Raw genomic sequence first — 22,487 nt, forward strand, 5'->3', positions numbered from 1 at the left:
GTCTCTCCCCCCGGGGCCCTGTCGGGGCTCTGCCGGGGGCCTGCCGGGGCTCTGCCGGGGGAAATACGCGCGACACCCCCGGGGTCGTACACCTACCGTGCCCTCATGAGCCGCTCTCACGACGCCATCGACGTACGCCCCGTCACCAAGGACGATCTCCCCGAATGGATCCGCGCGCTCAACACCGGCTTCCTGCTCGCTCCTGAGGTCTCGGAGCGCGAGCTCGCGGACCGCGGGTCGTACCTCGTGCCGGAGCGGACGCTGGGCGCCTTCGACGGGGACCGCTGTGTGGCCACCTTCCGGTCCTTCGCCCAGGAGATCACGGCTGTGGGCGGCACCCCGGTGCCCGCCGACGCCGTCACGAACGTCTCCGTCACCCCCACCCACCGGCGCCGCGGCCTCCTCACCCGCATGATGACCCGCGACCTGACGGCGGCGAAGGAGCGCGGCGACGTCGTCGCGACGCTCATCGCGGCCGAGTACCCGATCTACGGCCGCTACGGCTTCGGCCCCGCCACCCGGTCCGCCGAGTGGACCGTCGACATACCGCGCGCCGGTCTGGACCCGCGCTGGTCGGGCCCGGACGACGGCGGCCGTGTCGACCTCGTGGACGGCGCGGACGTACGCGTGCTCGGCCCCGGACTGCACGAGCGGCTGCGCCGTACCCAGCCCGGTGTGGTCGACCGCGACGACCGCTGGTGGCAGACCGCCACGGGTGCCCTGCGACTGGACCGCGGCACCTGGACGGAACCCTTCTACGCCGTGTACCGCTCTGCGGCCGGCGAGGTCGAGGGCATCGTCTCGTACAAGGCGGACGACAACTGGTGCGACGGGCGGCCGGACAACACGGCGACGGTGAACTGGCTGATCGCGCTGACCCCGGCCGCCGAGCGTGCCCTGTGGTTCTACCTGTGCTCGATCGACTGGGTCACCAAGGTCAAGTCGGGCCAGCGGGCCCCGGACGACCTGTTGCCGCTTTTCCTGCCCGACCCGCGCGCCGCCCGCCTCACCAGGCAGGTGGACTGGCTGTGGGTGCGGGTCCTGGACGTCGTACGGGCACTGGAGGCGCGTACGTACGCGGGGACCGGGACGCTCGTCCTCGAGGTCGTCGATGACGGAGGGTTCGCCAGTGGCCGTTACCGGCTGGAGGCCGGCCCGGAGGGTGCCTCCTGCCGGCCGACGCGTCAGGACGCCGAAGTCGTCCTGGGAGTGAGCGAGTTGGGTGCCCTCTGGCTGGGCGACGAGTCGGCGGTCCGACTCGCCGCGCTCGGCCGTGTGAGGGAGCAGCGGAAGGGCGCCGCCTCCGTTGTCGACGCCCTGCTGCGTACGTCCCGGCGACCGTGGTGCCCGGACGTCTTCTGAGCGGTACTCCTTCCGTGCGGGTGCTGTGCGGGTACTGCTGGTATCCGTAGCTGTTCAGTTGTGGTGGCTCCCCGTATGGAGTTGTTGTTCGGTTGTGGCTGTGCTCTTGGGTTGTGACCGTGCTGTTCAGTTGTGGCTGTGCTGTTCGGTTGTGACGGTGCTCTTCGGTTGTGGCTGTGCTGTTCGGTTGTGACGGTGCTCTTCGGTTGTGGCTGCGCTGTTCGGTTGTGACCGTGCTCTTCAGTTGTGGCTGTGCTCTTCGGTTGTGGCTGCGCTGACTGGCCGGGCTCCCGGCTCCCCTCCGGAAGGGAGCCCGGCCAGCCGGACTTGTCGGGTCGCTCAGCCGGACGGGGCGAGCAGCATCACGAGCATGACGGCTCCGATACCGCTGACCAGGCTGTTCCTGGCCTTGAGTCCGACGGTGAGCGCGAGGACGCCGATGATGCCCATCGGGCCGTACTTCCACTCGATGAGCTGCTCGATGCCCACGACGAGGGCGGCTACGACGATGGCGATGAGCGGCATGACGGTCCCTCCTTCTGGAACAGTCCCTCCTTCGGGACGGAGACGGCCGGCGTCCACCTGGTCGACGGAGTCACCCTCAGCGATCCGTGGTGACCTGTGGTGACCAACCCCCCGTTAAGTTGAACCATGTTGCCTAAGTTGGCGACCAACTCCACCGTACTTATCTCCGCTTGGAGTCGTCTCATAACCACCTTCCCATGAACTGCCCAAAGATGGCGAGAAGTTGTAGTGTTTGGTTGTGGACGGGGAACATGCCGCCGTCAAAGGGCGGAACAGGTCACAACGGCCACAGCGGTCACACCGAGAGGTGGCCGACGAACTCCGCAGCCGGATCAGGTCCGGGGTGCTGAGGCCGGGGCAGCGCATGCCCACCCAGGCCAAGCTGGCCGACGAGTTCGGCGTGGAGCGGGGAGCTGTGCGCCAGGCGCTGCGCATCCTGCAGTCGGAGCATCTGCTCACCAACGTTTCCAAGGGCAGTCCGGCCACTGTGGCGCCGATCCCAGGTAAGGCCCTCGCGGGCCCCGAGGCGCCTCCCCAGCCCACGACAGTGGCGCTCGCGCCCCGTATCTCGGCCGCCTTCGCCGCCGAGCACGTCGAGATCGACGCCCTGTGCCTCACCTCGGTCTCGCTGACACTCGCCATGAGTGAGCCGTTGCGCGAGATTCATGCGGGGCGCATAAATCCGGCCAGAGTCGATGTCCGCGTGCTGCTGCCCAGCCGCGACATCGACCTCGCCTTCCCGGCCCCGGTGGACGACTCGTCCGACGACCGTCTGCGGCGCCAGTGGCTCGCCCAGCGCAACGCGCAGGGTCAGGTCCTGCAGCACAATCTCAACGGGCTCCGCATCACGCACGGTATCGACGTCCGTGTGTCCTTCCGCGCCCTGCCCTTCACCCCTCCGGTGAAGCTGTACCTGCTCAACGGCTCGGAAGCGCTCTTCGCGTACTACACCCTGCAACGCCGGGAGGCGGAGGTCGACAGCGAACAGCTGGAGATGTACGACGCCCAGGGCACCCAGTCGATGCTGTTCGGCTTCGAGCGGGACGCCGGCCTGCGGGACGCGGCCTTCGTGAAGCAGTCGCACCTGTGGTTCAACGCACTGTGGGAGACGATCAGCTCGGAGCTGGTGCTCACGAGCTGATCATCTCCCGAAGGTGTTCTTTCGGCCGTGCTGTGGTCCGACCCGCGCGGTGCCGTGCCGTGGTCGTACCCGCGCGGTGAGGAACCGCGCCGCTCGTGCCGCTGGGCTCACAGGGCCGGCCCGGAGACCATCAGAGCCAGGACGACGGCTCCGATGGAGCTGCACCAGGGGCTGTTCGCCTTGATTCCGATGGTGAGGAGCAGGAGGCCGACGATGCCTGTGGGGCCGTAGCGCCACTGGAGGAGCTGCTCGAGGCCGACGACGAAGACGGCGGCGAGGAGGGTGAGGGCGGGCATGGGTGTTCCTCCTTCGGTGCGTTCGATGGGGCGTTCGACAGGGGAAGGGGTGTGACCATGGGCGTTGTTTGCGCACTTGCTGCGGGCCACCACTTGCCAAGGGGCTGCGAGAGGAGGCAAACCTTCCGCCAACTTATCCAAGTTGGCAACCAACTTGATGTAAGTTATGCCCACTTGGTCGGTACTCGCAAACAACTTCAAAACAACTCCCCAAAGATGGATGGAAGTTATACGTTTTGGTAGTGACCGAGGAGAACGTTGCAGTGAACGGCAGTAGAAAGCGCTCGCCCCAGGAGATCGCCGACGCCCTGCGGGACCGCATCCGCGCCGGCGCCCTCAAGGCCGGAGACCGCCTGCCGACCCAGGCCGAACTCGCCGAGGAGTTCGGCGTGGAGCGCGGCACGGTCCGCCAGGCCCTGCGTGCCCTCCAGGACGACGGCCTGCTCAGCAACGTGAGCAAGGGCAGCCCACCCCGCATCGCGGAACCGGTCTCCACCCACGACGAGCCCCAGCCGACGATGGTGGGCCTGGCGCCGCGGCTGACGGAGGCGTTCTCCGCGCCCCACGTCCGCGTCGACGCGGCCTGCCTGACGGCGGAGACCCTGATGCTGGCGCTGGGAGAACCGGTCCGCCTGATCCACGAGGGCAGGATCCGCCCGAAGTCGATCGATGTCCGTATCCTCCTCCCCTCCCGCGAGATCAATCTGGCGTTCCCACGGCCGGTGGGGGACCGCAGCGAGGACGAGGCCCCGGTCCACAAGCGCTGGCTCGAGCAGCGCAACGCCCAGGGCCATGTCCTCCGCCACAACCTGCTCTCCCTGCGCTCCTCCCACGGCATCGACGTCCATGTGTCCTTCCGCGCCCTGCCCTTCACCCCTCCGGTGAAGCTGTACCTGCTCAACGGCGCGGAGGCGCTGATCGCGTACTACATGCTGACCAGGCGGGAGGAGGAGGTGGAGAGCCAGACCCTGGAGATGTACGACGCCCTGGGCTCCAAGGCGCTCCTCTTCTCCTTCGAGAAGAAGTCCGGCGAGAAGGACGCCGCGTTCGTGAACGAGTCCCAGAAGTGGTTCAACGCCCTCTGGGAAACCATCACGTCGGACCTGACACTCTCCTAGTGACTCCTGATACAGCGCAGACTGAGCTGGTGACAGCTGAGACAGAGAACCTGCGAGAACTGATCACCCGCGCTCGTTACGTGCTCTTCGACTTCGACGGCCCCATCTGCCGCCTGTTCGCGGGGTACTCGGCGACGCTGATAGCCGAGGAACTGGTCAAGTGGCTGGACAGCCACGGACTGAAGGGGCTGCTGACGGAGGAGGAGCGGACCGCTCTGGATCCCCACGTACCCCTGCACGCGGTGAACAGACGGCACCCGGGCAGCGACCTCGTGGTGGGGCTGGAGAAGTGGCTCACGGAGCAGGAGCTGAAGGCGGTCCCCACCGCCTGGCCCACGGAGTACGCCGACGCGCTCATCCGGACCTGGAACGCCGTCGGGGCCCGGCTCGCCGTCACGACGAACAACTCACCGCGCGCGGCCACCCGTTACCTGAGCAGCCGGGGCCTGACCGAGTGCTTCGGCCCGTACGTCTACGGCCGTACGCAGAACCTCCACTGGATGAAGCCGGACCCGCACTGGCTGCACCACGCGCTCAACGCGATGGGCGCCGATCCCTCCACCTCACTCATGGTCGGGGACTCCCCGCCCGACTATCTGGCGGCCAGGGAGGCGGGCATCCCGTTCCTGGGCTTCGCCCGCAACGAGCGCAAGCTCAAGGAGCTGGTCGACGCGGGCGCCGCGGAGTGGTGCATCGTGGGCTCGCTGAAGCCTGTGCTGGACCACCTGTGGGATCAGGCCTGAACCATCAGCAGCACGAAGAAGAAGAGCGCCCACCCCGTCAGGGGGAGGTGCCGTGTCCGTATGCCCGCGGTCACCAGCGCCAGGAGCATCACTCCCAGCAACCCCAGTTCCGCCTGTACCAGTTGGTTGACGCCGAGACGGACTCCCGCCCCGACCACTTCCTGCAAGAACATCTGCCCACCCCGTCCGGTTTCCGGTAATCGGTCAACTAGCCTTCCAATTGGCCTGGTTGACTTGCTTTGGTTGTTCCCGGTCGGCTAGATCCCTTAACTGCCGGTCCAATTGGTCCGCTCGCTTGACCGGAACTGGTTTGCTCGTCGGCCGGAAGCGGTACGGTCGAGGTGTGGGTGAGGGGCAGACGGGTGAAGGTGGCAGCAGGGGGTCCGAGCGTGTCCTGACGGCGCTACGGGCTCAGATCGCCGACGGCACCTACCCGGTCGGCGCCTTCCTGCCGCCGCAGCGGGAGCTGGCCAAGGAGTTCGGGGTTGCCCGGGACACGGTGCAGCGAGCCTTGAAGAGGCTGGTCGAGGACGGGGTGATCGAGTCTCGGCAGGGGAGCGGGTCGCGGGTCCTTCTGGGGGCGTCGGCCCCGCGGCAAGGGCGTGCGTCGTCGCTCCGAGTGTTCTTCGCTGCCGCTTTCGAGCGGCCTCAAGTGAACCTGGACGTCTACACGCTGACGTCGGAGTCGCTGAGCGCGCATGTCGTTGTGCAGGCGGAAAGGATCCGTGCGGGGGAGATCGCACCCGAGCGCATAGCCCTGCGTATGGTGCTGCCCTCAGAGGAAGTCTTCTTGCCGTATCCCAGGACCAAGGGGGACCCGGCCGACCCGCGACTGCAGGATCGCTTGCGGGTGATCACCGAGTCGCACACCTCGGCTCTGCGGAGAACTCTGCAGGAACTGGAGCGCGATGACCTTGTCACCACCGAGGTGAAGATCCGCTACGCCCCTTTGGTACCCCTCTTCAAGCTCTACTTGCTCAACGGCACCGAGGCTCTCTTCGCCCCCTATGAGGTGATCGAACGCACCATTCCGCTGGACGGCGGCGAGGAGATCGAGGCGAACGACGTCCTGGGCTTCGGAGCCACGCTGACCCACCACACCAAGGACACCGATCCCGAATCCCAGGAACCGGCCTTCGTCGAGAGCATGCAGCGCTGGTTCGACTCCGTCTGGGACCGTCTCACGGTCGAGGGCAGCTGACGGACAGCAGCGCACAGGCGGCGATCACCGGAGCGTGTGAGCGGACCACGGGGTCCGCGTCCCTCAGTCGCATCTCTCGCATCTCCTGGGCCCGGTTCGCGTCGCCCGTGTAGCCGAGGAACCTGACGCCGGCCGCTCGGGCCGCCTTGAGGTCGGTGACCTGGTCGCCGATCATGAGGGCGCGTGCCGGATCCACTCCGCCCAGGCCCTCCAGGGCGAGCATCACCAGGTACGGATCGGGTTTCATGAGGCGCGGCTCATACGGATCGCGGCCGCAGACGGCCTCGAACCTCGCCTCGATGCCCTGGCGTCCGAGGTAGTCCCGCACGGGCCCCTCGGCGTTGTTGCTCACGACCACCAGACGTTTGCCGAGATCGCGCAGAGCGTCCAGCAGGGTGTCGAGGTGGGGAGTGAGGCGGGCGGATCTCACAGCGGCGTACTCGTGGCGGGTGAGTATGCCGTCCGCCTTCTCCAGTGGTGCACGGTCCAGGGAATCCGCCTCCCTGCGGTCGACCATGTCCCTCAGGTGCCGAAGGACGCCGTGGGAGTCGTCGCAGTCCTCCACTTCCTGGTCGAGAGCGCCCCATTCCTCTCGCGCCATGTCCTTGATCTCCCGGGCTATGTGGGAGGTCGGCACGCCCCCGAAGAGGTCGCAGACAGGCCCGTCGAAGTCGAACAGGACGGCTTGCGTCTCGCTGAGAAGCTCCCGTAACGCGGCGGCGTCGTCGGCTCCGTCGCTCGTGGGTCTCGTCACTGCCATGCCAGCAGTGTGGCCCACGCACACGCGTTGTCCCGAGTACCGGAGCGACAGCGAAGCACACGGCGCCATACGGGTGACTGTCCGGTCAGTGGACCGGAGCGAGCGAATGAGCCGCTTCTGGGGTGACACTCGACTGCGAAGGAGTAACGTGCCTTCACTTCCGCACCACTGGTGTGACCTGAGCGAGAGAACGGTCAATGCCACCTGAATCGGTTTCTTCGGCCCGGCAGCGTGCCGGTGGGATGAGCGCCGACCCGAACGCAGTCGAGGGACCGCTCAGCGGCTACCACCACGAGACGTATGTGTTCCCGTTGACGAAGGAGGCGCGGGCAGAGGCGCAGGCAGGGGAAGGGGGCCGGTGGAAGTGCCGTGAGCCCCGCGAGAACCTGTTGTGGTTCGACCGGCGCTGCTTCGACTCGGAGGAGCACCTGCTCTCCGAGCTGCAGGAGCGCATCGGTAACGTCCCCGAGGTCATCCAGGTGAGTGGCATACGCCTGCAGCGGTTCATCGAGGGCGGCACTCTGGGGTCGCTCCACCCGTCCGGCGCTCCGGTCCCCATGGGCCTTTTCGAGCAGATCCTGGGGCTGTTCCGCCAGACAGTGGCCGTGGCCCCCGACACCCTGCTGGTGAAGCGCAGGTGCGAGTCGAGGGACCGGGCACCGGAGGGCGACAGCGCGGGCTTCCTCGACAGACTGATCAGCTTCACCGAGGAACAGGTGTACGTGAGGAACTCAGCGGAGTACGAGACGCTGTTCGGGGACCTGGGGCTGGACGGCGACTCCTTCAAGCGCCTGAGGAAGCATGTGGCCGGACTGCGGGACCGGCCGTTCTGCCTCCTCCACGCCGACCTGCACCGCGAGAACCTGATCGTCGACCCCGACGGCCGTCTCTGGGCGATCGACTGGGAACTGGCGATGCTCGGCGACCCGCTCTACGACCTGGCCACCCACCTCTATCTGATGCGGTACCCGGTGGACCAGGAACGGTGGATGACCCGGCGGTGGTGTCAGATCGTCGAGGAGATCAGGCCGGGCAGCTCACGCGGTTGGCGGGAGGACCTGGCCAGGCTGCTCGACTACAAGAGGGCCCAGTCCGTGTTCACGGACGTCATCCGAACCACGCAGTCCCTGGGCACGGGGCCGAGGATGGAGCGCGGGCGGCTCCGCGGCGCGAGCTGGAAGGTGTGGGACGTCCTGAGCGCGGGGGCCCGGCCGCTGGGCGTCGAGTCGATGCCTGGGCTGTTGGAGGTGGAAGCGGCGCTGAAGAGGTGGTTCCACACTCGAACGGGTGCCCAAATGTAGCCCCGGAAGTGGCGTGTGGGATGGTGGCGACAGATGTGAGTTCGTGGTATTCCTTCTGCCTTCACCATCTGCCCAGGAGCAGTCCGTGCCCTCAGTCCCCACCGCCGATCGCGATGCGCGAGAAGACGCCGAGCCGGGGGACGTCAGCGGTGGCTTCGTGTACCGGGCCATGCGCGAAGGGCAGATGAGCCACGGCTATCACAACCAGAACTTCCTGGTGGAGCTGGACGCTCCCATGGCACAGCAGGTGGGACGGGATACGGGAACGCTCGTGACCGTCCGGGCCCGCAGGCTGCAGACCCTGCCAGTGGTCATCCGTACGTGGCAGAACGAATGGGAGATCCTCGGCGCCGTCGGCAAGGTCATGCCGGAGGTGCCGCAGTGCCTGGCCAGGGTCAACGGAGTGGCGGTGCACAGCTATGTGGAGGGTGTGCCGCTCTCCACCGTCTCCCCGAACGGCCGGGCCGTGGACCGGTCCCTCGTCAAAGTGTTCGTCAAACTCATGGCCCGGATGTCGCAGGTGCCGAGAGCGACGCTCCCGCCGTTGCCCTCTCACTGGCCGGACGACGGAGACAGCCAGGGCTTTCTGCAGACGCTGGCTGAGGAGGTGGACCAGCAGGTCTGTGAGCCCAACTGGCCGGAGTACGGAGAGCTGTTCACAGCTCTGGACATCTCCAGAAGCGCCATGACCCGGTACGTGGATCGCGTCCCCGTCATGACCCGGCGCCCGTACGGCCTGCTCCACGCCGACCTCCACCGGGACAACGTGATCCTCACCTACTCCGGTGAACCGCCCCTCATCTGCGTCGACTGGGAACTGGCCACCTACGGGGACCCGCTGCACGACCTCGCGGTCCACCTGGTCAGGATGAGATACCCGCAGACTCAGCAGAGACAGGTGATCGCGGCCTGGAAACACGCCTTCCGCCGCGTCAGTCGCCGCACCGTCAGCGGGCTCGACAAGGACCTGCGCCACTACATCGACTTCGAGCGTGCCCAGTCCGTCTTCCCGGACGTGATCCGCGCCGCCCAGTCGCTGGGCAGTCTCTTCGACCAGGAGAACCTGGACCGGGCGACGAAAATGGCTGGTCAAGCGCTGGAGGCCGCCGCTGGGCCCCTCGGCCTTGGCCGGGTGCCGAACCGGGCCGAGATCGAGCGCGCCCTGGTGCGGTGGAGCGAGGAACGCGGCGGACGGCATGTGAAGTCCCGTTCTCTTGCAGTGGTGGCCCGGAACGCGGTCCGGGAGACGAGGAAGGGCGCTGCCCTTACTCAGTCCCAGGTGGAAGAGGCCCTGGCCGCGGAGAGAACCACCCCCGACTACTGGGTGCTCAAGGGCACCGCTCACCGCAACTCGGTGGTGCGCGTGGCCGGCAGGGACGACAGGGTCGTAGTGCGGCGAAGGATGCTCGACGCACCCGTACGCGAGCCCGGACTGCACGCGGAACACGTGGTGCTGGAGACCATCGAGCGCGCGGAGACCGGGGTGTCGGTGCCCGAGGTACTGGCGCGAGGAGGGAATGACAGGGACGGGTACTTCGCGATTCACACCTATGTCGGCCCGGCCACCGACCACCGTCCCCCCCAACACCCGGTGCACGGACTGAGCCCGGCAGAGGCTGACGCGCTCGTCGAACAGCTGCGCGCGTTGACGCAGGTCGACCACAGCTTGCTGAGTCCGGCGGCCGGAGAGGACGACTTCTACACCTGGCTGAGCGAGCAGCTGGTGGACCTGGTGTCCAAGCTGCCTTCCGTATCCATGCAACTGGCCCAGGAGCTGGGGCTGCCCGGTGAGGACGAACTGTGGACGATCCTGCACCGGCATCGGGTGACCCCGCGGGCCCCCGCCCTCCTGCACGGCGACCTGAACCCGTGGAACCTCGTGCGCCGCGAGGACAAGCGGTCACTGGCGCTGGTCGACTGGGAACGAGCCATGGTGGGCGACCCCTTGTACGACCTGGTGCGGCACATGCATCTCGCGCGGACTCCGTGGAAGGCCCGCGAGCGGATGTTCCGCCACTGGGCTCGGATCCTGCCCGAGAAGCACACCCGGGGCTGGCAGCACGACCGAGGCGTCTACCGGCGGCTGGAGGTCGTGAGATCCGCTTACGTCGACCTGGACCGCCTGGTCACCCGCGTGAGCCTCGACGCGCCCAATGTCAGCGTGGCTGTCGACTCGTACGCCACGACGCTGAGGAGGGCCAAAATCGCGCTCGGCCTGCGGAGGCGGCCGCAAGGAGGTGCCCCTCTGCTGCTGCGGGCACTGCCGTACGGGGAGGTCGGTATGCACGTGCTCGTCCGGGGCCTCGCGGGTCTCCTCCGGCGGTGACCACCGATGCGTACCCTCAGCCCATGAGCGAGATCGGCCTGCGGGAGCGCAAGAAGCGGCCCGGGCCCGACGGACCCGGCGCGCGGGTCACGGTGCCGGAGGCCGGGGCGGTCAAGGGGCTCGAGTACGACCATGTGGTGGCCGTGGAGCCGGCGGCCACCGCGGAGGAGCGGGGCCGCACCGGCTGTATGCCGTGCTGACGCGGGCCGTGTCCCGGCTGGACGTGGGGCACGAGCGTCCGCTGCCCTGGTGAACCGGCGGTCCACCGCATGTCCCTGAACCCGGTGTTACGCGAAGGCGACCGAGTCACGACCGTGTGCGCACCATGGTGATCGTTTCTGTGGCTACCGTGATCGGACGTGCCGGTGAGCGGCGTGCTGTACGAGCCCGACTCCCTCCCCCCAGGGGGCTCGTCCGCTGCTCACCGGCACAGGCCGTACGTCCGTGCTCAGACCGTGACGGCGTCCAGGGCCGGGATCAACTGCTCCTCCTCGTACGCCAGATGCGCTTCGAGCTCGGCGGTCAGGCGCTCCACCTCGGCCAGTACATGACCGGGGCCGGCGTCCCGCGCCTCGTCGGTGACGACCCGGCGGAGGTCCTCCAGGAGCGCGGCGATCCGTTCGTGTTCGTGGCGCAGGCGGTCGAGGGCCGGGGCCAGCTCGGGGTGGCGGTCGGCGAGGAACGGGAACATGGCCGTGTCCTCGCCGATGTGGTGGTTGTGCAGCCCCTGGCAGAGGGTGAGGCAGTTGATACGGAGCTGCGCGCCGAGGGTGGTGCCGGGACGCCCGTCCTCCGCTCTCGCGCGCAACTCCTCCCTGATGAGTGCGAGTTCGCGCCGGAACGCGTCATGCACGACCTTCACGGCCTCGCCCATGGAGCCCGCGTTGATGTTCGGCGGGCCACCCCGGGCGATCTCCTTGAGGGCCACCACGGGGATGACGCGATCCGTCTTCGCCTGGTACTCGGCCCACCCCGGATCGCCCGCCACCGCCCGCGCGAAGGCCTGGTCACGCTCCTGGCCGGTCAGGACGACGGCCTCGGCGTCGTAGGTGAACGCACCGCTCTCCACGGTGACGCGGGGGTGGGCGAGCACGTTGTGGAACCAGTCGGGGTGGCGGGGGGAACCGCCCGCCGAGGCGATGACCAGGATCCGGCCGTCGCCGTCGTGGAGGAAGCCGAGGGGGGTGGTGTGCGGGGTGCCCGAGCGGGCCCCGCTGGTGGTCAGCAGGATGAGCCGGGCGCCCTCGAAATAGCCGCCGACCCGGCCGTGGTTGGCGCGGAATTCCTCGATGATCTGCTCGTTGAAGTGGTTGGGCATTCGCTGCTTTCTGTGAGTGGGATGCCGTTTTCGGGCATGGCGATTTCCGTTTTCGGGCAGGGAGAATTACCGCGGCACGGGTGAGGAGACGCCCGCGGTACGGGTACGGGAAAAGTGCGCGCTCACGTACTCAGGCAGGGTGAACAGCCTGGTGAGTGCAGGGTGCGCTGATGTGGATGCCAGGCAGAGGGACGGTGTCCGGCCGTACGGGCACACGGAAGCGTCACGTGGAACCCGGAGAAGAGAAAACGGCGGGCCCCTGGCCCGCACCGACCTCACTCGGAGGCCGGGCAACCAACTCGTTCACGGCGCAAGGCCGACCCGGCAGTCATGGGAGTAACCGTAATCCCACAGCCGGGCCGGGGCAATGCCGTATTTATGGCCGACTTGTTTCAGCCGGAGATCTGTCTTTCGCCGAACCTGCTTCGGTCTTCAGGACTGGTACGGCTGCTGCTGCGTCTGACCGTGCGGCTGACCGCTGTGGCCGCTCGCGGCCTGGGCCTGCAGCTGCTCCGCCTGCTCCTTGGCGACCTTCTGCTCCGCGCCGCAGAACGTGCACTGGGTCGCGTACTTGGTCGAGAAGGGGAACAGCGGCACGAAGAACAGTGTGAACTTCGTGACGCGCTTCCTGAGTGTGTGCGCGGAAGGGTTGCCGCAGTGGCCGCACACGAGCGTCAGTATGGCGAGCTGGTACAGGTATCCCTTGGTGCCAAAGATGATCATGCTGTTGATCCTTCCCGGGTCAGTGCCTGCCGACACAGTCCCGATACGAGCTGCGAGGCGTGGTCACGGAGCACAGTCTCGTGCATGCCGACGCCATCCGTGGTGGGCGGGGCGATGTCCGCCTGTGTTCGTCCACGGCAAGACGGTTCTACGATCTCGGCACATGACGACGCCCGACTGCTATACGTGCGGCCAGGAAGCCCGGTTCGACGAACTGCCACCACGCGAGCGCATCGTGTTCGACGAGCACTGGCGGGTGGCCCACGCTCTCGACACCGCGGTGCCGGGCTGGCTGGTGCTGCTGCCCCGACGCCATGTCGCGGCGGTCCACGACCTCACCGACGCCGAGGCCGCCGTCCTGGGGGCGTGGCAGGTCAGGCTCTCCCGGGCGCTGCGCGGTGTGACCGGTTGCCTCAAGACCTACGTCGTGCAGTTCGCCGAACGGGAGGGCTTCGCCCATGTGCACTTCCACATCGTGCCGCGCGGGGCGGACCTGCCGCCCGAACACCGTGGGCCGGGCGTCTTCGGGCTGATACAGCGCCCGGAGGGGGAGCGGGTGACGACCGCCCGGGCGGACGACATGGCCCACGCCCTCCGAGCCCGGCTCCAGGGGGGTCCGAACACTCCGTGAACCGGAGCCCGAGCCGTGGGGCGCCGTGACTCGTCACGCCACGGCCGCAACGAGGTGCGAGGGCGGAGCGTCCCGCCGGGGGCGGCCCGTGCTGGATCAGGCCGCTGCCGCGCTCACAGCTCGTCCTTCTTGTTGGGTTCGGGGCCGTCGTTGAGAGCGACCGCGAGCAGGTCCGCGGCGACGCGGACGTCCGTGAGGGTGTGCCGGCGACGCTGGTGCCTGCGGAGAGGTCGGTTGCGGTTGGTGCGGCCGATGAAGACATGGCTGATGCCGGTCTAGTTACGCATCAGGCCGACCTGCTGCGCGGTGACGAAGACGTTGGACCCGTCGTCCATGCCGTTCGCGATGCGGTGGGCGATGGGGCGGAACCGGGAGGCCTCGGTGATGGCGATGATGTAGCGCAGCATGCCGCGCGCCTGGGCGGTGCGGTCGGTGCCGCGGATGCCGAGGTCCCTGAGGCTGTTCTCAAGGCTGAACACGCTCAGGTCGACGGCGGTCAGCGACTGGTTCGCGACGCGGGCGAGGGCGTCGTAGCCCTCCTTGCCGAGGAACCAGTTGTCGTCGGTGGCGTCCCCCTTGTGGGGGACGTCGGAGGCGAGGTTCAGGACGAAGTCGTGCGGGGTGTCGCTGGAGAAGAACCGCACGACGTAGAAGTCGCTGAGCCGTACGAGCGCATGCACCGTGGGGGTGGAGTTGCCGCTGCTGATCACAATGTCGGCGAAACTCCGGGTCTCCGTGTCGTCGGTGATGGCGACGTTCACCCCGGTGTCGACGTTGGGTATGACGCGGCCGTTGGCCGAGGTCTCGGCGAGGTTCCGCAGCTGGTCGAGCATTGTCAGATAGGCGCCCGAGCCGCGGTTGATGTTCCAGCGGACCTGTGGGAAGTCGACGTGTTCCATGCCGGCGACGGTCTCGGCGTCGATCGTCATATGGTCCGCCGCCGTCGAGGCGGAAGTGTCGGTGCCCCCGGACCCCAGCATGATCACCAGGACTCCGAGAAGGACGGACAAGGCGACCGCGATGAGGACGCTGGTGGGCATGGTGTGCTCCGGTTGTTCGACGTGCAGCGATGTCACGACCGACGTTCACAGCCGGGAGGTTGTCTGGCAGGCCCCTTTCGCCGCCGCATACAATTCCGGAGGATCGAGTTCCACATTAGGTGTCCATGCAAGGTTGTCGTCGCTTCACGCCTCTACATCGCCCTACCGGCCCTGAGGCGCACAGCCGGCCGTCATGGACGCACGACGACGGTCCATCCGGGGTTGTAGGTGTCCGGCACCGGAATACGTTGCCAGTCGCGCGCCCAGTGCGGTGGCCTCCGCTCGCGAAGGACCACCGCACTGGCGTGCGCCGGGGGATCCGTCTCCGTGACAGCGCAGCCCGCGGTGTGGGCGATGGGAATCGTCGAAGCGTTCCCCGCGAGGACACACGGCGGGTGCACCCCGTGCTCGCGCAGCACGGAGACGATCCGGTCCCAGTCTCCGCGGGCCCGCTGCTGGATGCCCGCATGAGTGTGGACGAGATCGGCCTGGATGCCCCAGTGCCCGAGGAGTGCCAGGGCGAGCACCGCGGCTGTCGGCAGCGAACGGCGGGTGCGGGCCCGGTGGACGACGGCGAGGAGCCCGACAGCGGCAGGGAGCGCCAGCAGGGCGTAGGCCGGCAGCAGGAACCGCGCCGCGGCGTAGGGGACGAGAAAGAGATACGGCGCCGCCGTGGCCACCGCCACCGCCACCGACAGCCACAGCGGTGCAGCGGACCGGCGCACCCGGCGCTCCGCCCACAGCCCCAGGCCGACCAGCAGCGGCAGCAGCACCCACCACTCCGTCACGTGCAGCCGTACGCTGTCGCCCGTACAGGGACGGCACAGCAGCGGGCCGTCCAGCGCGGTGAGATGGGCGCGCAGGGAGAAGACGGCCCGCAGGCCGCCCTGGACCTCGTCGGCCTCCGCGAGCCGGTTCCGCACCCCGCCGAACCGCACCTCGGCCTCGACGACCCAGGGCAGCGCACCCGCCACGAGTCCGGCCGCCACGGCCGACAGACGCCCCCTCAGGCGGCCGTGGCCGCGCAGTACGGGCATCAGTACGGCGGCCAGGAGCAGTGGCGCGGCGACGGCCACACCGTCGTTGGGCCGCATCAGGGTCACCACCGCCAGGCCTGCCGCGACACCCGCGTACCGGGGACGTGGCGCGAGGAAACAGCCCACCGCGGCGGTGGCACCCATCGCGGTGTAGTGGTTCGGCATCGCGGAACCGGCGTAGAACAGAGTGATCCACAGGCTGCCGTACAGCCCGGCCGCCACCCACACCGCCGCCGGGCGGCGCAGGATCCGCAGCCAGGGCCGGAATCCCAGCCAGAGCGCACCGCCGGCCAGCAGGAGCAGCCACACCCTGAGCAGCACCGTCGAGTCGCTCCAGGAGGCGATCGGAGCAAGCAGCAGGGGGACCCCGCGGGTACGCGGGGCGCTGAACGGGGTCGCGGGACCGTACGATCCGAAGCGGCTGGCGTACACGATCTCGTCCCAGCCGAGTGGCAGTGTGAGCGGTACGAGGACGGCCGACAGCAGACAGAACCCGGCGGCCACGATCCACAGCATCCGCTGTGCCGAGGCCGCTGTGCGATCCGCGTTCATCCGACCCGGCCCAGCCACCTTCCAGCGGGCTCTGCTGGCCTCGTTCGGCGCAGCCGCGCTCGCGCTCTGCCGGACGCCCAGCGGGCCGAGCAGACTGGCGAGGACCGACAGCGCCAGGGTGGAGACGACCGAGCCGACGGTGATCTTGCGGGTGCGGCGTCGCGGCGGCGGCTGTTGAGGCGCTTCCGATTCGGGGAGCGTCATCGCGTCGGTGGAAGACAAGTGCTCTTCTCCGGGTGACTCAGGGTGCCGGGATCCGGCCTTGCTGCACCCGACGCTCGCAACCGGAATGTTGTTTGGCACGCCCCTTTTGCCAGGTCAGACAATCCGGTGGGCGGTTGCGGACTGACCGGCGTCAGAGGCTTCTGCCGCCTTCCCTCTACCGGGACGCCCCTCGAGAGGGCTTGCCTGGCGCCCGCGTACTGTTCTCGGCTCCGGGCGACCAGGCGTCCGCCATCGCCTCACGCTCTGGGACGGCGCCGAAGGCCAAGGCCGTACGACACCGGACCCGGCAATGAGACCTGTCCATGAAGATCCGGAAGACCGGCCGCCGCCGAACGGCCGTGCTCACATCGGCCCTGTCCCTCGCGATGGTCCCCTCTCCACGGCATGTCGCAGACCGAGAGGCGGGAGGTGGGCAGGACCGCCGGCGCCACCACCACGTTCAGTGGAAGCATCGAGGAAGGTGAGGCGGGCGGGTACTGGTTCGCGCCGTACCGGCGCAAGTCCCAGGGCTGGATCGAGGTCCACTACGGCAAGCGCAAGCACGGCCACTACTTCTGGCACTACCCCGGCAAGGGCTCCACGGGCGTCCGGATCAACACGCCGGTGATGAACTCGGACGGCACGGTGAAGGGCAAGTGGTACTGGGCGAACTGGAAAATGCCGACCCGGCCACTTTCATGATCCACGGAGACGGTCAGGGGCAGACCCGCCGGTACGGCCGGTCCGGGACGTAGGTGCGCCACTGCGCCCGGGTCAGCTCCGCGTTCCCGGCACGGGAGCAGACTAGGGATACCGCTCGGTCAGGATCCACGACGTACCGCTGGAGCGGGACGTGCTCGCCGCCCGCGTACAGCGTGGTGCTGTCCGGGCTGAAGGCGAGCGTGTCGACGCTGCCACCGGGGGTGGGCAGAGAAGGACCGAGAGGTTGCTGGGTCGCGATGTCCCAGAGTTGGACGGTCCCCGAGTCGCCGCCCACGGCGAGCGTGCTGTCGTCCGGACTGAACGCGAGAGCCCTGATCGCCTCGGCTGAGTCGGAGGACGGATCGACGGGCGCCAGAAAGACGTTCCTCAGAATGCCCGCTCGGTGCCGGACGTCGCCGTCCCAGACGGCCACCCGCCCGGTCCAGTCGCCCGCCGCCAGGCTGGAGCCGTCGGGAGCGAAGGCGATGGCTCCGATGCCGTCGCGCTGGACGAGGTCTTGGGCGTGGGACCGGCCCGCTCGGACGACGCGGTTGTCGGTCACGAGGAGCCCGCCGTCCCGGCTGACGGCCAGATGATCGCCGCCCGGGCCGGGCAGGAGCGCCGTCCTCCGCTGCCGCGTGGTGTCCCATGTCTCGTTGTAGAAGCCGTCATCGGTCAGACGTGCGGTGAGGAGCGTGCGACCGCCCGGTCCCAGGGCGATCGCGTCCGTCGGCGTCGCGGACGCCGTCGCCAGGTCCACAGTGGTCTTCGTGTGTCCGGCGGCCACGTCCCACACCGTCAGACGCTGAGGCGCCGTGTCCCCGCCGCCGGCGACGGAGATTCCGTACGCGAACATGCCGCCGTCGGGGCTGAAGGACAGCAACGGCTCGGTGATGTCCCCGGGGACCGTCGGTATGCCGGTGCGGAAGACGGGACGTGACGGGGTCGGCAGGGTGCGCAGCGGACGGCCGTCGCGCGTGTTCCGCAGCTGGAAGACGTAGCGGTCGCCGTTACGTTCGGCGGTGGCGAGCGTCCTGCCGTCGGGGCTGAGCTGCACTCCGGCGAGCGGATTCTTGCGCCAGGCGCGGGTGAGCGTCGAGGTGAGGTCGAGGGTGTGGACCGTGCCCCCTTCGAGGTACCGCAGCAGGGGCCGCGAGGAGTCCCAGGCGAGATCGGAGATCGACGCGTTGTCCAAGGAGTGCCGGAAAACGGGGGCGCCGCCGCTGGGCATACGCCACACCCTGACCTCCTCGCCGCCGCCGGTCGCCAGGAACGAGCCGTCCGCGCTCACGACGGCCGAAAGGACTCCCGGGTGGGGGACGTCGGCGAGCTCTCGTCCCGACGTGGTGTCCCATACACGCACCCGGCGGCCCTCGGTGAGAGCGATGAGCCGGCCGCCGGTGAGGCCGAGGCCGGTGCTGTCACCACAGACGCCGCGAGCGCTCGTCCAGGCACCGGACCGGACGCCGCGCGTGGAGGCGTCCCAGACCCGCAGGGCCCGGCCGTGCGGGCAGACGGCCAGCAGCCGATCGCCGTCGGTCGCCGCGTCGGCGATCCGCCCACTGCCGGCCGACGGGGTCCGGAAGACCAGCTGGCCGTCGGTGGCGGAGTAGAGCCCCACCCGGTCGTCGAGCACGCTCGTCATCAGGTAATTGCGGCCAGTCGCCCCGAACTGCACGTTGTACCTGAGCGGCAGGGCACCCCCGATCCAGCGCCTCGTTCGGGTGTCCCACAGCCGCTGGGTCCTGTCAGTGGCCGAGATGACGAGCACCCGGCCGCCAGGACCCGCGGCGAGTACGCCCCCGTCAGGTACCGGCCCCGAGGCGATACGGCGGTGGGTGTCCAGGTCCCATGTCCGCGAGGTGGAGTCGGCGCCGATGCTGAGCAGCGTGCGCCCGGAGACGTCGAGGAACCGCGACGGTTCGTCACCGGGCGCCGGGTCGGTGAAGTTGTCCAGTTCGGGCTGGGCCAGCGCGCCCAGCAGGGCTCGGCGGGACTCCGGCAGCGGGGACATGCGCCATGCGGCGACGCCGAGCAGCATCGCGGTGCGCGGGTCGGTGGTACGCAAGGCGTCAGCGACCGCGGCCACCCGGCGGGCCGCCGTGTCGGTGGTCTGCTCCTCGCTGTCCTGACGCAGTCGTACGGCGGTCAGGCCGACGATCAGGGCCACCGCCAGCACGGCGCAGAGCGAGGCCGTGAGCGTGCGGCTCCGGCGCCGGGCCCGGGTGGCGGCCCGCTCCTCCGTCGCCCGCTGCTCCGCCGCGGTGACCAGGAAGGCCGTCTCCTCGGACGTCAGACCGTCGTAGCCGCGGTCGTCGCCCGCGAACAGTTCCTCGGCCCGCGCCAGGCGGGTGCCCCGGTAGAGCGTGCCCGGGTCGCGGTCGTGCTCCAGCCAGGTGCGGGCGGCGTCGGTCAGCTGCCGGTGGTGGCGCAGCCGCTCCCGGTCCGCGTCGATCCACTCGCGCAGCCGCGGCCAGCAGGTGATGAGCGCCTCGTGGGCGAGCTGCACGGCGTCGTCGTCGGTGGTCAGCAGCCGGGCCCGGGTCAGCCGCCCGGCGACGGCCCGCACCTCGGGGTCCTCCCACCCGGCCATTTCCTCCCAGCTGAGCGGGCGGCGCGTGTCGGCGTTGCCCTGGCCGGGCTCGACCATCCGCAGGAGCAGGTGCTGGGCGGCGTGCGCCTGCGCCGGTGAGAGTTCCCCGTACGCCTCCTCGGCGCTGGCCGCGATCGCGCCGCGCACCCCGCCGGCCGCTTCGTACGCGGCCAGCGTCAGCATCCGTCCCTTGCGCCGCCGCCAGGTCTCCAGCAGGGCGTGGGACAGCATCGGCAGTCCGCCGGGCTCGTCGAGCACGTCCTCGACGATCCGTGCGGTCAGGGTCCGCTCCACGATGAGTCCGGCCGCCTGCGCGGGACCGATCACTGCCTCGCGCAGCTCGTCGGCGGTCATGGACCTGACCAGGAGCCCGCTCCCGTGCAGCGCCTCCGCCAGTCGCGGGTGCTCGGCGCACCGTGCGTAGAAGTCGGACCGTACGGCGATGAGCACGCGCAGTCGGCTTCCCGGGTCGCGCGCGGCGAGCAGAAGGTCGAGGAAGCGGTCCCGCTCGGCGCGCTCGCGGCAGAGGGTGAAGACCTCCTCGAACTGATCCACCACCACCCAGCTCTCCGGATCGTCGGCCTTCGGCGTCAGCAGATGTCCGTAGGTGGTGGCGGGCCGGGCTCCCGGAGTGAGGATCCGAAGGACCGCCGTACGTCCCTGCTGCGCGATCTTCTCCTGCAGCAGGGGAATCAGACCGGCCCGCAGCAGGGAGGATTTGCCGCTGCCGGACGCCCCGAACACCACGGTGAACGGGGACCCGCACCCCAGCTCGCTCAGCTCGTCGATCAGTCGGTCCCGGCCGAAGAACAGCTCACGGTCGTCCGGCTCGAAACGCGCGAGGCCACGGTAGGGCGGTGCGGCGTCGGGATCCTCCTGCCTCTCCTCCCCGGCCAGCGCCTCGGCCTCCGCCCACCGTGCCTCCCACGGAACGGGGTCGGCGCCGCATGCCTGGACGTACGCCTGGAGCACGGCCAACGACGGCAGTCGCTCGCCGCTCGCGGCTTTCGCCAGGGTCGCCACCGAGAAGCCGGCCTTCTTCGCCATGGTCCGGTACGACACGCCACCCGCCGAACGGCGCAGCTCCCGAAGATCATGGGCGAGTCGCTGCACGGGACCGGCCGCCGGGTCGACCGGTAGTTCGGGACGCCCCACGCGAAGCCTCTTTCGCATACAAGAAGAAAAGCTGATCGGCAGCACAAGGTACTTTTCGTCTCGTTCGGGCGAGAACCCTTTCCGCCTGTGATGTCCGCCGGAGAAGTTGTTCGTACCAGCGGTGCTGAGTTTGTTTCCCCTGATGGGAGGGGGATGGCTGACAACTCCCGGGTTGCCGGGCTCGGTCCCGCCCTGGCGCTCTCATTGCCGAGCGAACACCTGACAACCAGGAGAAACAGAACCATGGCCCCATCGGACGTCGTCACGACGGACCCCGTGCGGAGCTCTCGTCATCGAAAGCAAACGATCCCGACGGCAGTGACCGCTCTCCATGACGGCCGAATCCTGGCCCTCCACACGCATCCCGCCGACCGGAGTGCGAACCGCGCACCTTCGTGAACCAGTGGGCTCGCGGCCCGTCACAGCGGACCCTGTCACCCAGCGACAGCAGCTGCGGACGCGTCGGCCTCCCTGCCCACCTCCTCGACCACGGGAACCGGGCGCACCAACGTGGCCGCCGACAGCAGACCGACCTCCAGATCCACCGCCGGCTCCCGGCACCGGAGCAGATGGAAGAGCACCGGTAGCACGGCGATCGGATCGCCCACCGCACCAACGCCCGCCAAGAGACCTGGCGCCGTGCCAACGCCGCCCGCAACTTCGCCGCCAGCACCGGATCAAGCACACCAACCCGCTCGAAGCCCCAGCCCACCCGGGCGCAGGCCGCTGCCGTGACCTCGAACTTCACCGCGTCCTCGGACTCGATCCGATCGTCGGGACGCACGTCCAGCACCACACCAGTGCCGTCCCGACGGCGTACGAAGCAGTCCGGCGTACGGCTGATCCGCCGCGCCCGGCCGCCAGATCGGTGACAACTGCATTGCTCATGTCCTGTCCCAGATAAGTGTGGGTAGGGAGAGGCTCTGAGCTGCGGTGCCTACGGTTGAGCGGGACAGGTCGTTCGTGGGTGTCCCGCTCAACCGTAGGCAGCCGCATCTAGAGCGTTCGTGATCGTGGTCGACTCCTGGTCGTCAGGCTGTGCGCACCGCCATCAGTAGTCCGCTTGCCCATGCCAGACGGACGCATCGGAAACCCTCCCGTTCGTCCAGCTCGGCCAGAAGGCGTTTGACGGAGGCCTCGTGGCCCTCCGGCCAGCCGGGCTGGGGAAAGAGGTCGTCGATCAGGTAGGTCCCGCCGGGAGCCACGAGGTCCAGGGCCTCGTCGAGGTGGGTGAACTTGCCTGGCCAGGTGTCCGCGAACACGAGGTCGAAGGGGGCGCCGTCGAAGTCTTCCAGCCATGCGCCGCCGTCTCCGGAAACGAAGGTCACCCGCGGGTCGGCGCCCAGTTGTTCTTGGGCGAAAACCTGGAGGGCGGGGTCGAGTTCGACGGTGGTCAGACAGGAATCGGGGTCCATGCCGCTGAGGAGCCAGGCGGTGCCCTCCCCGACTCCGGTGCCGAGTTCGAGGATCCGGGCCGAGGGCCGGGCGGCGGCGAGTGCTGCCAGAAGGCTTCCTGTGCGGTCTTCGCTGGACATGATGAAGCCCGCCTCGCGCGCCTTGGAGCGCAGCGCGGGCAGGGCGGTCGGGAGGCGGCTCGGCGTGTCGTCCATCTGCAGATGATGCGAGGACCATGTCCTCACGGGCAAGGTCAATTCTCATCGCCATGCCAGGAGTGGCAGGCCGCGGACGATCGAGGCCGACGCTCGGCTGCTGATGCTGGCTGAGGGCAGGCCGGATCACCAGCCTCACGGGGACAAGG

General features: G+C 68.9%; 20 protein-coding genes and 1 pseudogene. 10 read left to right on the plus strand and 11 right to left on the minus strand.

Features of this window, described 5'->3' with window-relative positions; all coding sequences use genetic code 11:
- Positions 1–105: 105 nt before the first annotated feature.
- Entirely contained in the window at positions 106–1,362 is a 1,257-nt protein-coding gene (locus tag FNH04_RS11050; RefSeq protein ID WP_152782958.1) for a GNAT family N-acetyltransferase, read from the plus strand.
- A 339-nt stretch (positions 1,363–1,701) separates the two neighbouring features.
- Here FNH04_RS11050 and FNH04_RS11055 read toward each other — a convergent pair whose 3' ends face one another.
- Positions 1,702–1,887, minus strand: coding sequence for a hypothetical protein (locus FNH04_RS11055; protein ID WP_152782961.1), 186 nt, complete (start codon positions 1,885–1,887; stop codon positions 1,702–1,704).
- 232 nt (positions 1,888–2,119) lie between these two features.
- Here FNH04_RS11055 and FNH04_RS11060 point away from each other — a divergent pair, with 232 nt between their 5' ends.
- Positions 2,120–3,028, plus strand: a complete 909-nt coding sequence (locus FNH04_RS11060) for a winged helix-turn-helix domain-containing protein (protein ID WP_152782964.1) — start codon at positions 2,120–2,122, stop codon at positions 3,026–3,028.
- 107 nt (positions 3,029–3,135) lie between these two features.
- Here FNH04_RS11060 and FNH04_RS11065 read toward each other — a convergent pair whose 3' ends face one another.
- Complete coding sequence (locus FNH04_RS11065; protein WP_152782967.1) at positions 3,136–3,324, minus strand: hypothetical protein; 189 nt, start codon at positions 3,322–3,324, stop codon at positions 3,136–3,138.
- Positions 3,325–3,587: 263 nt separating this feature from the next.
- Between FNH04_RS11065 and FNH04_RS11070 the strand changes: the two genes are divergently transcribed.
- Positions 3,588–4,442, plus strand: coding sequence for a GntR family transcriptional regulator (locus FNH04_RS11070; RefSeq protein WP_322722908.1), 855 nt, complete (start codon positions 3,588–3,590; stop codon positions 4,440–4,442).
- 29 nt (positions 4,443–4,471) lie between these two features.
- Positions 4,472–5,185, plus strand: a complete 714-nt coding sequence (locus FNH04_RS11075) for an HAD family hydrolase (protein WP_322722909.1) — start codon at positions 4,472–4,474, stop codon at positions 5,183–5,185.
- Here FNH04_RS11075 and FNH04_RS11080 read toward each other — a convergent pair.
- Positions 5,176–5,358 (minus strand): hypothetical protein, encoded by a 183-nt coding sequence (locus tag FNH04_RS11080; RefSeq protein ID WP_152782973.1) that lies wholly within the window; start codon positions 5,356–5,358, stop codon positions 5,176–5,178. The two genes, FNH04_RS11075 and FNH04_RS11080, sit on opposite strands and share 10 nt — an antisense overlap.
- Before the next feature lie 170 nt (positions 5,359–5,528).
- Between FNH04_RS11080 and FNH04_RS11085 the strand changes: the two genes are divergently transcribed.
- Positions 5,529–6,386, plus strand: coding sequence for a GntR family transcriptional regulator (locus FNH04_RS11085; protein WP_322722910.1), 858 nt, complete (start codon positions 5,529–5,531; stop codon positions 6,384–6,386).
- On the opposite strand, the gene FNH04_RS11090 is transcribed toward FNH04_RS11085, so the two are convergent.
- Entirely contained in the window at positions 6,367–7,146 is a 780-nt protein-coding gene (locus FNH04_RS11090) for an HAD family hydrolase (RefSeq protein ID WP_152782976.1), read from the minus strand. The genes FNH04_RS11085 and FNH04_RS11090 overlap by 20 nt on opposite strands.
- A 242-nt stretch (positions 7,147–7,388) precedes the next feature.
- Here FNH04_RS11090 and FNH04_RS11095 point away from each other — a divergent pair, with 242 nt between their 5' ends.
- The 3 genes and pseudogenes from FNH04_RS11095 to FNH04_RS11105 all read left to right on the plus strand — a co-directional run.
- A complete protein-coding gene (locus FNH04_RS11095; RefSeq protein WP_228031282.1) occupies positions 7,389–8,447 on the plus strand; it encodes a phosphotransferase in 1,059 nt (352 codons plus the stop codon).
- An 85-nt stretch (positions 8,448–8,532) separates the two neighbouring features.
- The gene (locus FNH04_RS11100) at positions 8,533–10,773 is read left to right on the plus strand and encodes an aminoglycoside phosphotransferase family protein (protein ID WP_322722911.1); all 2,241 of its coding nucleotides are present in this window, start codon (positions 8,533–8,535) and stop codon (positions 10,771–10,773) included.
- 62 nt (positions 10,774–10,835) lie between these two features.
- Positions 10,836–11,026 (plus strand): annotated as a pseudogene (locus tag FNH04_RS11105) (AAA family ATPase); the annotation flags it as partial.
- Between the two features lie 195 nt (positions 11,027–11,221).
- Here FNH04_RS11105 and FNH04_RS11110 read toward each other — a convergent pair.
- Together FNH04_RS11110 and FNH04_RS11115 are read right to left on the minus strand one after the other, a co-directional pair.
- Entirely contained in the window at positions 11,222–12,091 is an 870-nt protein-coding gene (locus FNH04_RS11110; RefSeq protein ID WP_152782980.1) for a nitroreductase/quinone reductase family protein, read from the minus strand.
- Between the two features lie 432 nt (positions 12,092–12,523).
- On the minus strand, positions 12,524–12,814 hold the full coding sequence (locus FNH04_RS11115) for a zinc-ribbon domain-containing protein (protein WP_152782982.1): 291 nt from the start codon (positions 12,812–12,814) through the stop codon (positions 12,524–12,526).
- Positions 12,815–12,977: 163 nt separating this feature from the next.
- Here FNH04_RS11115 and FNH04_RS11120 point away from each other — a divergent pair, with 163 nt between their 5' ends.
- A complete protein-coding gene (locus FNH04_RS11120; RefSeq protein ID WP_152782984.1) occupies positions 12,978–13,445 on the plus strand; it encodes an HIT family protein in 468 nt (155 codons plus the stop codon).
- A gap of 275 nt (positions 13,446–13,720) precedes the next feature.
- On the opposite strand, the gene FNH04_RS11125 is transcribed toward FNH04_RS11120, so the two are convergent.
- Together FNH04_RS11125 and FNH04_RS47500 are read right to left on the minus strand one after the other, a co-directional pair.
- The gene (locus tag FNH04_RS11125; RefSeq protein ID WP_152782986.1) at positions 13,721–14,485 is read right to left on the minus strand and encodes a ribosome-inactivating family protein; all 765 of its coding nucleotides are present in this window, start codon (positions 14,483–14,485) and stop codon (positions 13,721–13,723) included.
- A 191-nt stretch (positions 14,486–14,676) separates the two neighbouring features.
- Entirely contained in the window at positions 14,677–16,296 is a 1,620-nt protein-coding gene (locus tag FNH04_RS47500; RefSeq protein WP_228031283.1) for a hypothetical protein, read from the minus strand.
- A gap of 387 nt (positions 16,297–16,683) precedes the next feature.
- Here FNH04_RS47500 and FNH04_RS11135 point away from each other — a divergent pair, with 387 nt between their 5' ends.
- Positions 16,684–16,980, plus strand: a complete 297-nt coding sequence (locus tag FNH04_RS11135; protein ID WP_152782988.1) for a hypothetical protein — start codon at positions 16,684–16,686, stop codon at positions 16,978–16,980.
- A 13-nt stretch (positions 16,981–16,993) separates the two neighbouring features.
- On the opposite strand, the gene FNH04_RS11140 is transcribed toward FNH04_RS11135, so the two are convergent.
- The 3 genes from FNH04_RS11140 to FNH04_RS11150 all read right to left on the minus strand — a co-directional run bounded on the left by FNH04_RS11140 (position 16,994) and on the right by FNH04_RS11150 (position 22,338).
- Entirely contained in the window at positions 16,994–20,746 is a 3,753-nt protein-coding gene (locus FNH04_RS11140; RefSeq protein ID WP_152782990.1) for an nSTAND1 domain-containing NTPase, read from the minus strand.
- A gap of 416 nt (positions 20,747–21,162) precedes the next feature.
- Entirely contained in the window at positions 21,163–21,336 is a 174-nt protein-coding gene (locus FNH04_RS46485; RefSeq protein WP_194236632.1) for a hypothetical protein, read from the minus strand.
- A gap of 423 nt (positions 21,337–21,759) precedes the next feature.
- The gene (locus FNH04_RS11150; RefSeq protein ID WP_152782992.1) at positions 21,760–22,338 is read right to left on the minus strand and encodes an O-methyltransferase; all 579 of its coding nucleotides are present in this window, start codon (positions 22,336–22,338) and stop codon (positions 21,760–21,762) included.
- Positions 22,339–22,487: the final 149 nt, after the last annotated feature.

It is taken from the genome of Streptomyces phyllanthi (genome assembly GCF_009377205.1).
GTDB classification, from domain to species: domain Bacteria; phylum Actinomycetota; class Actinomycetes; order Streptomycetales; family Streptomycetaceae; genus Streptomyces; species Streptomyces phyllanthi.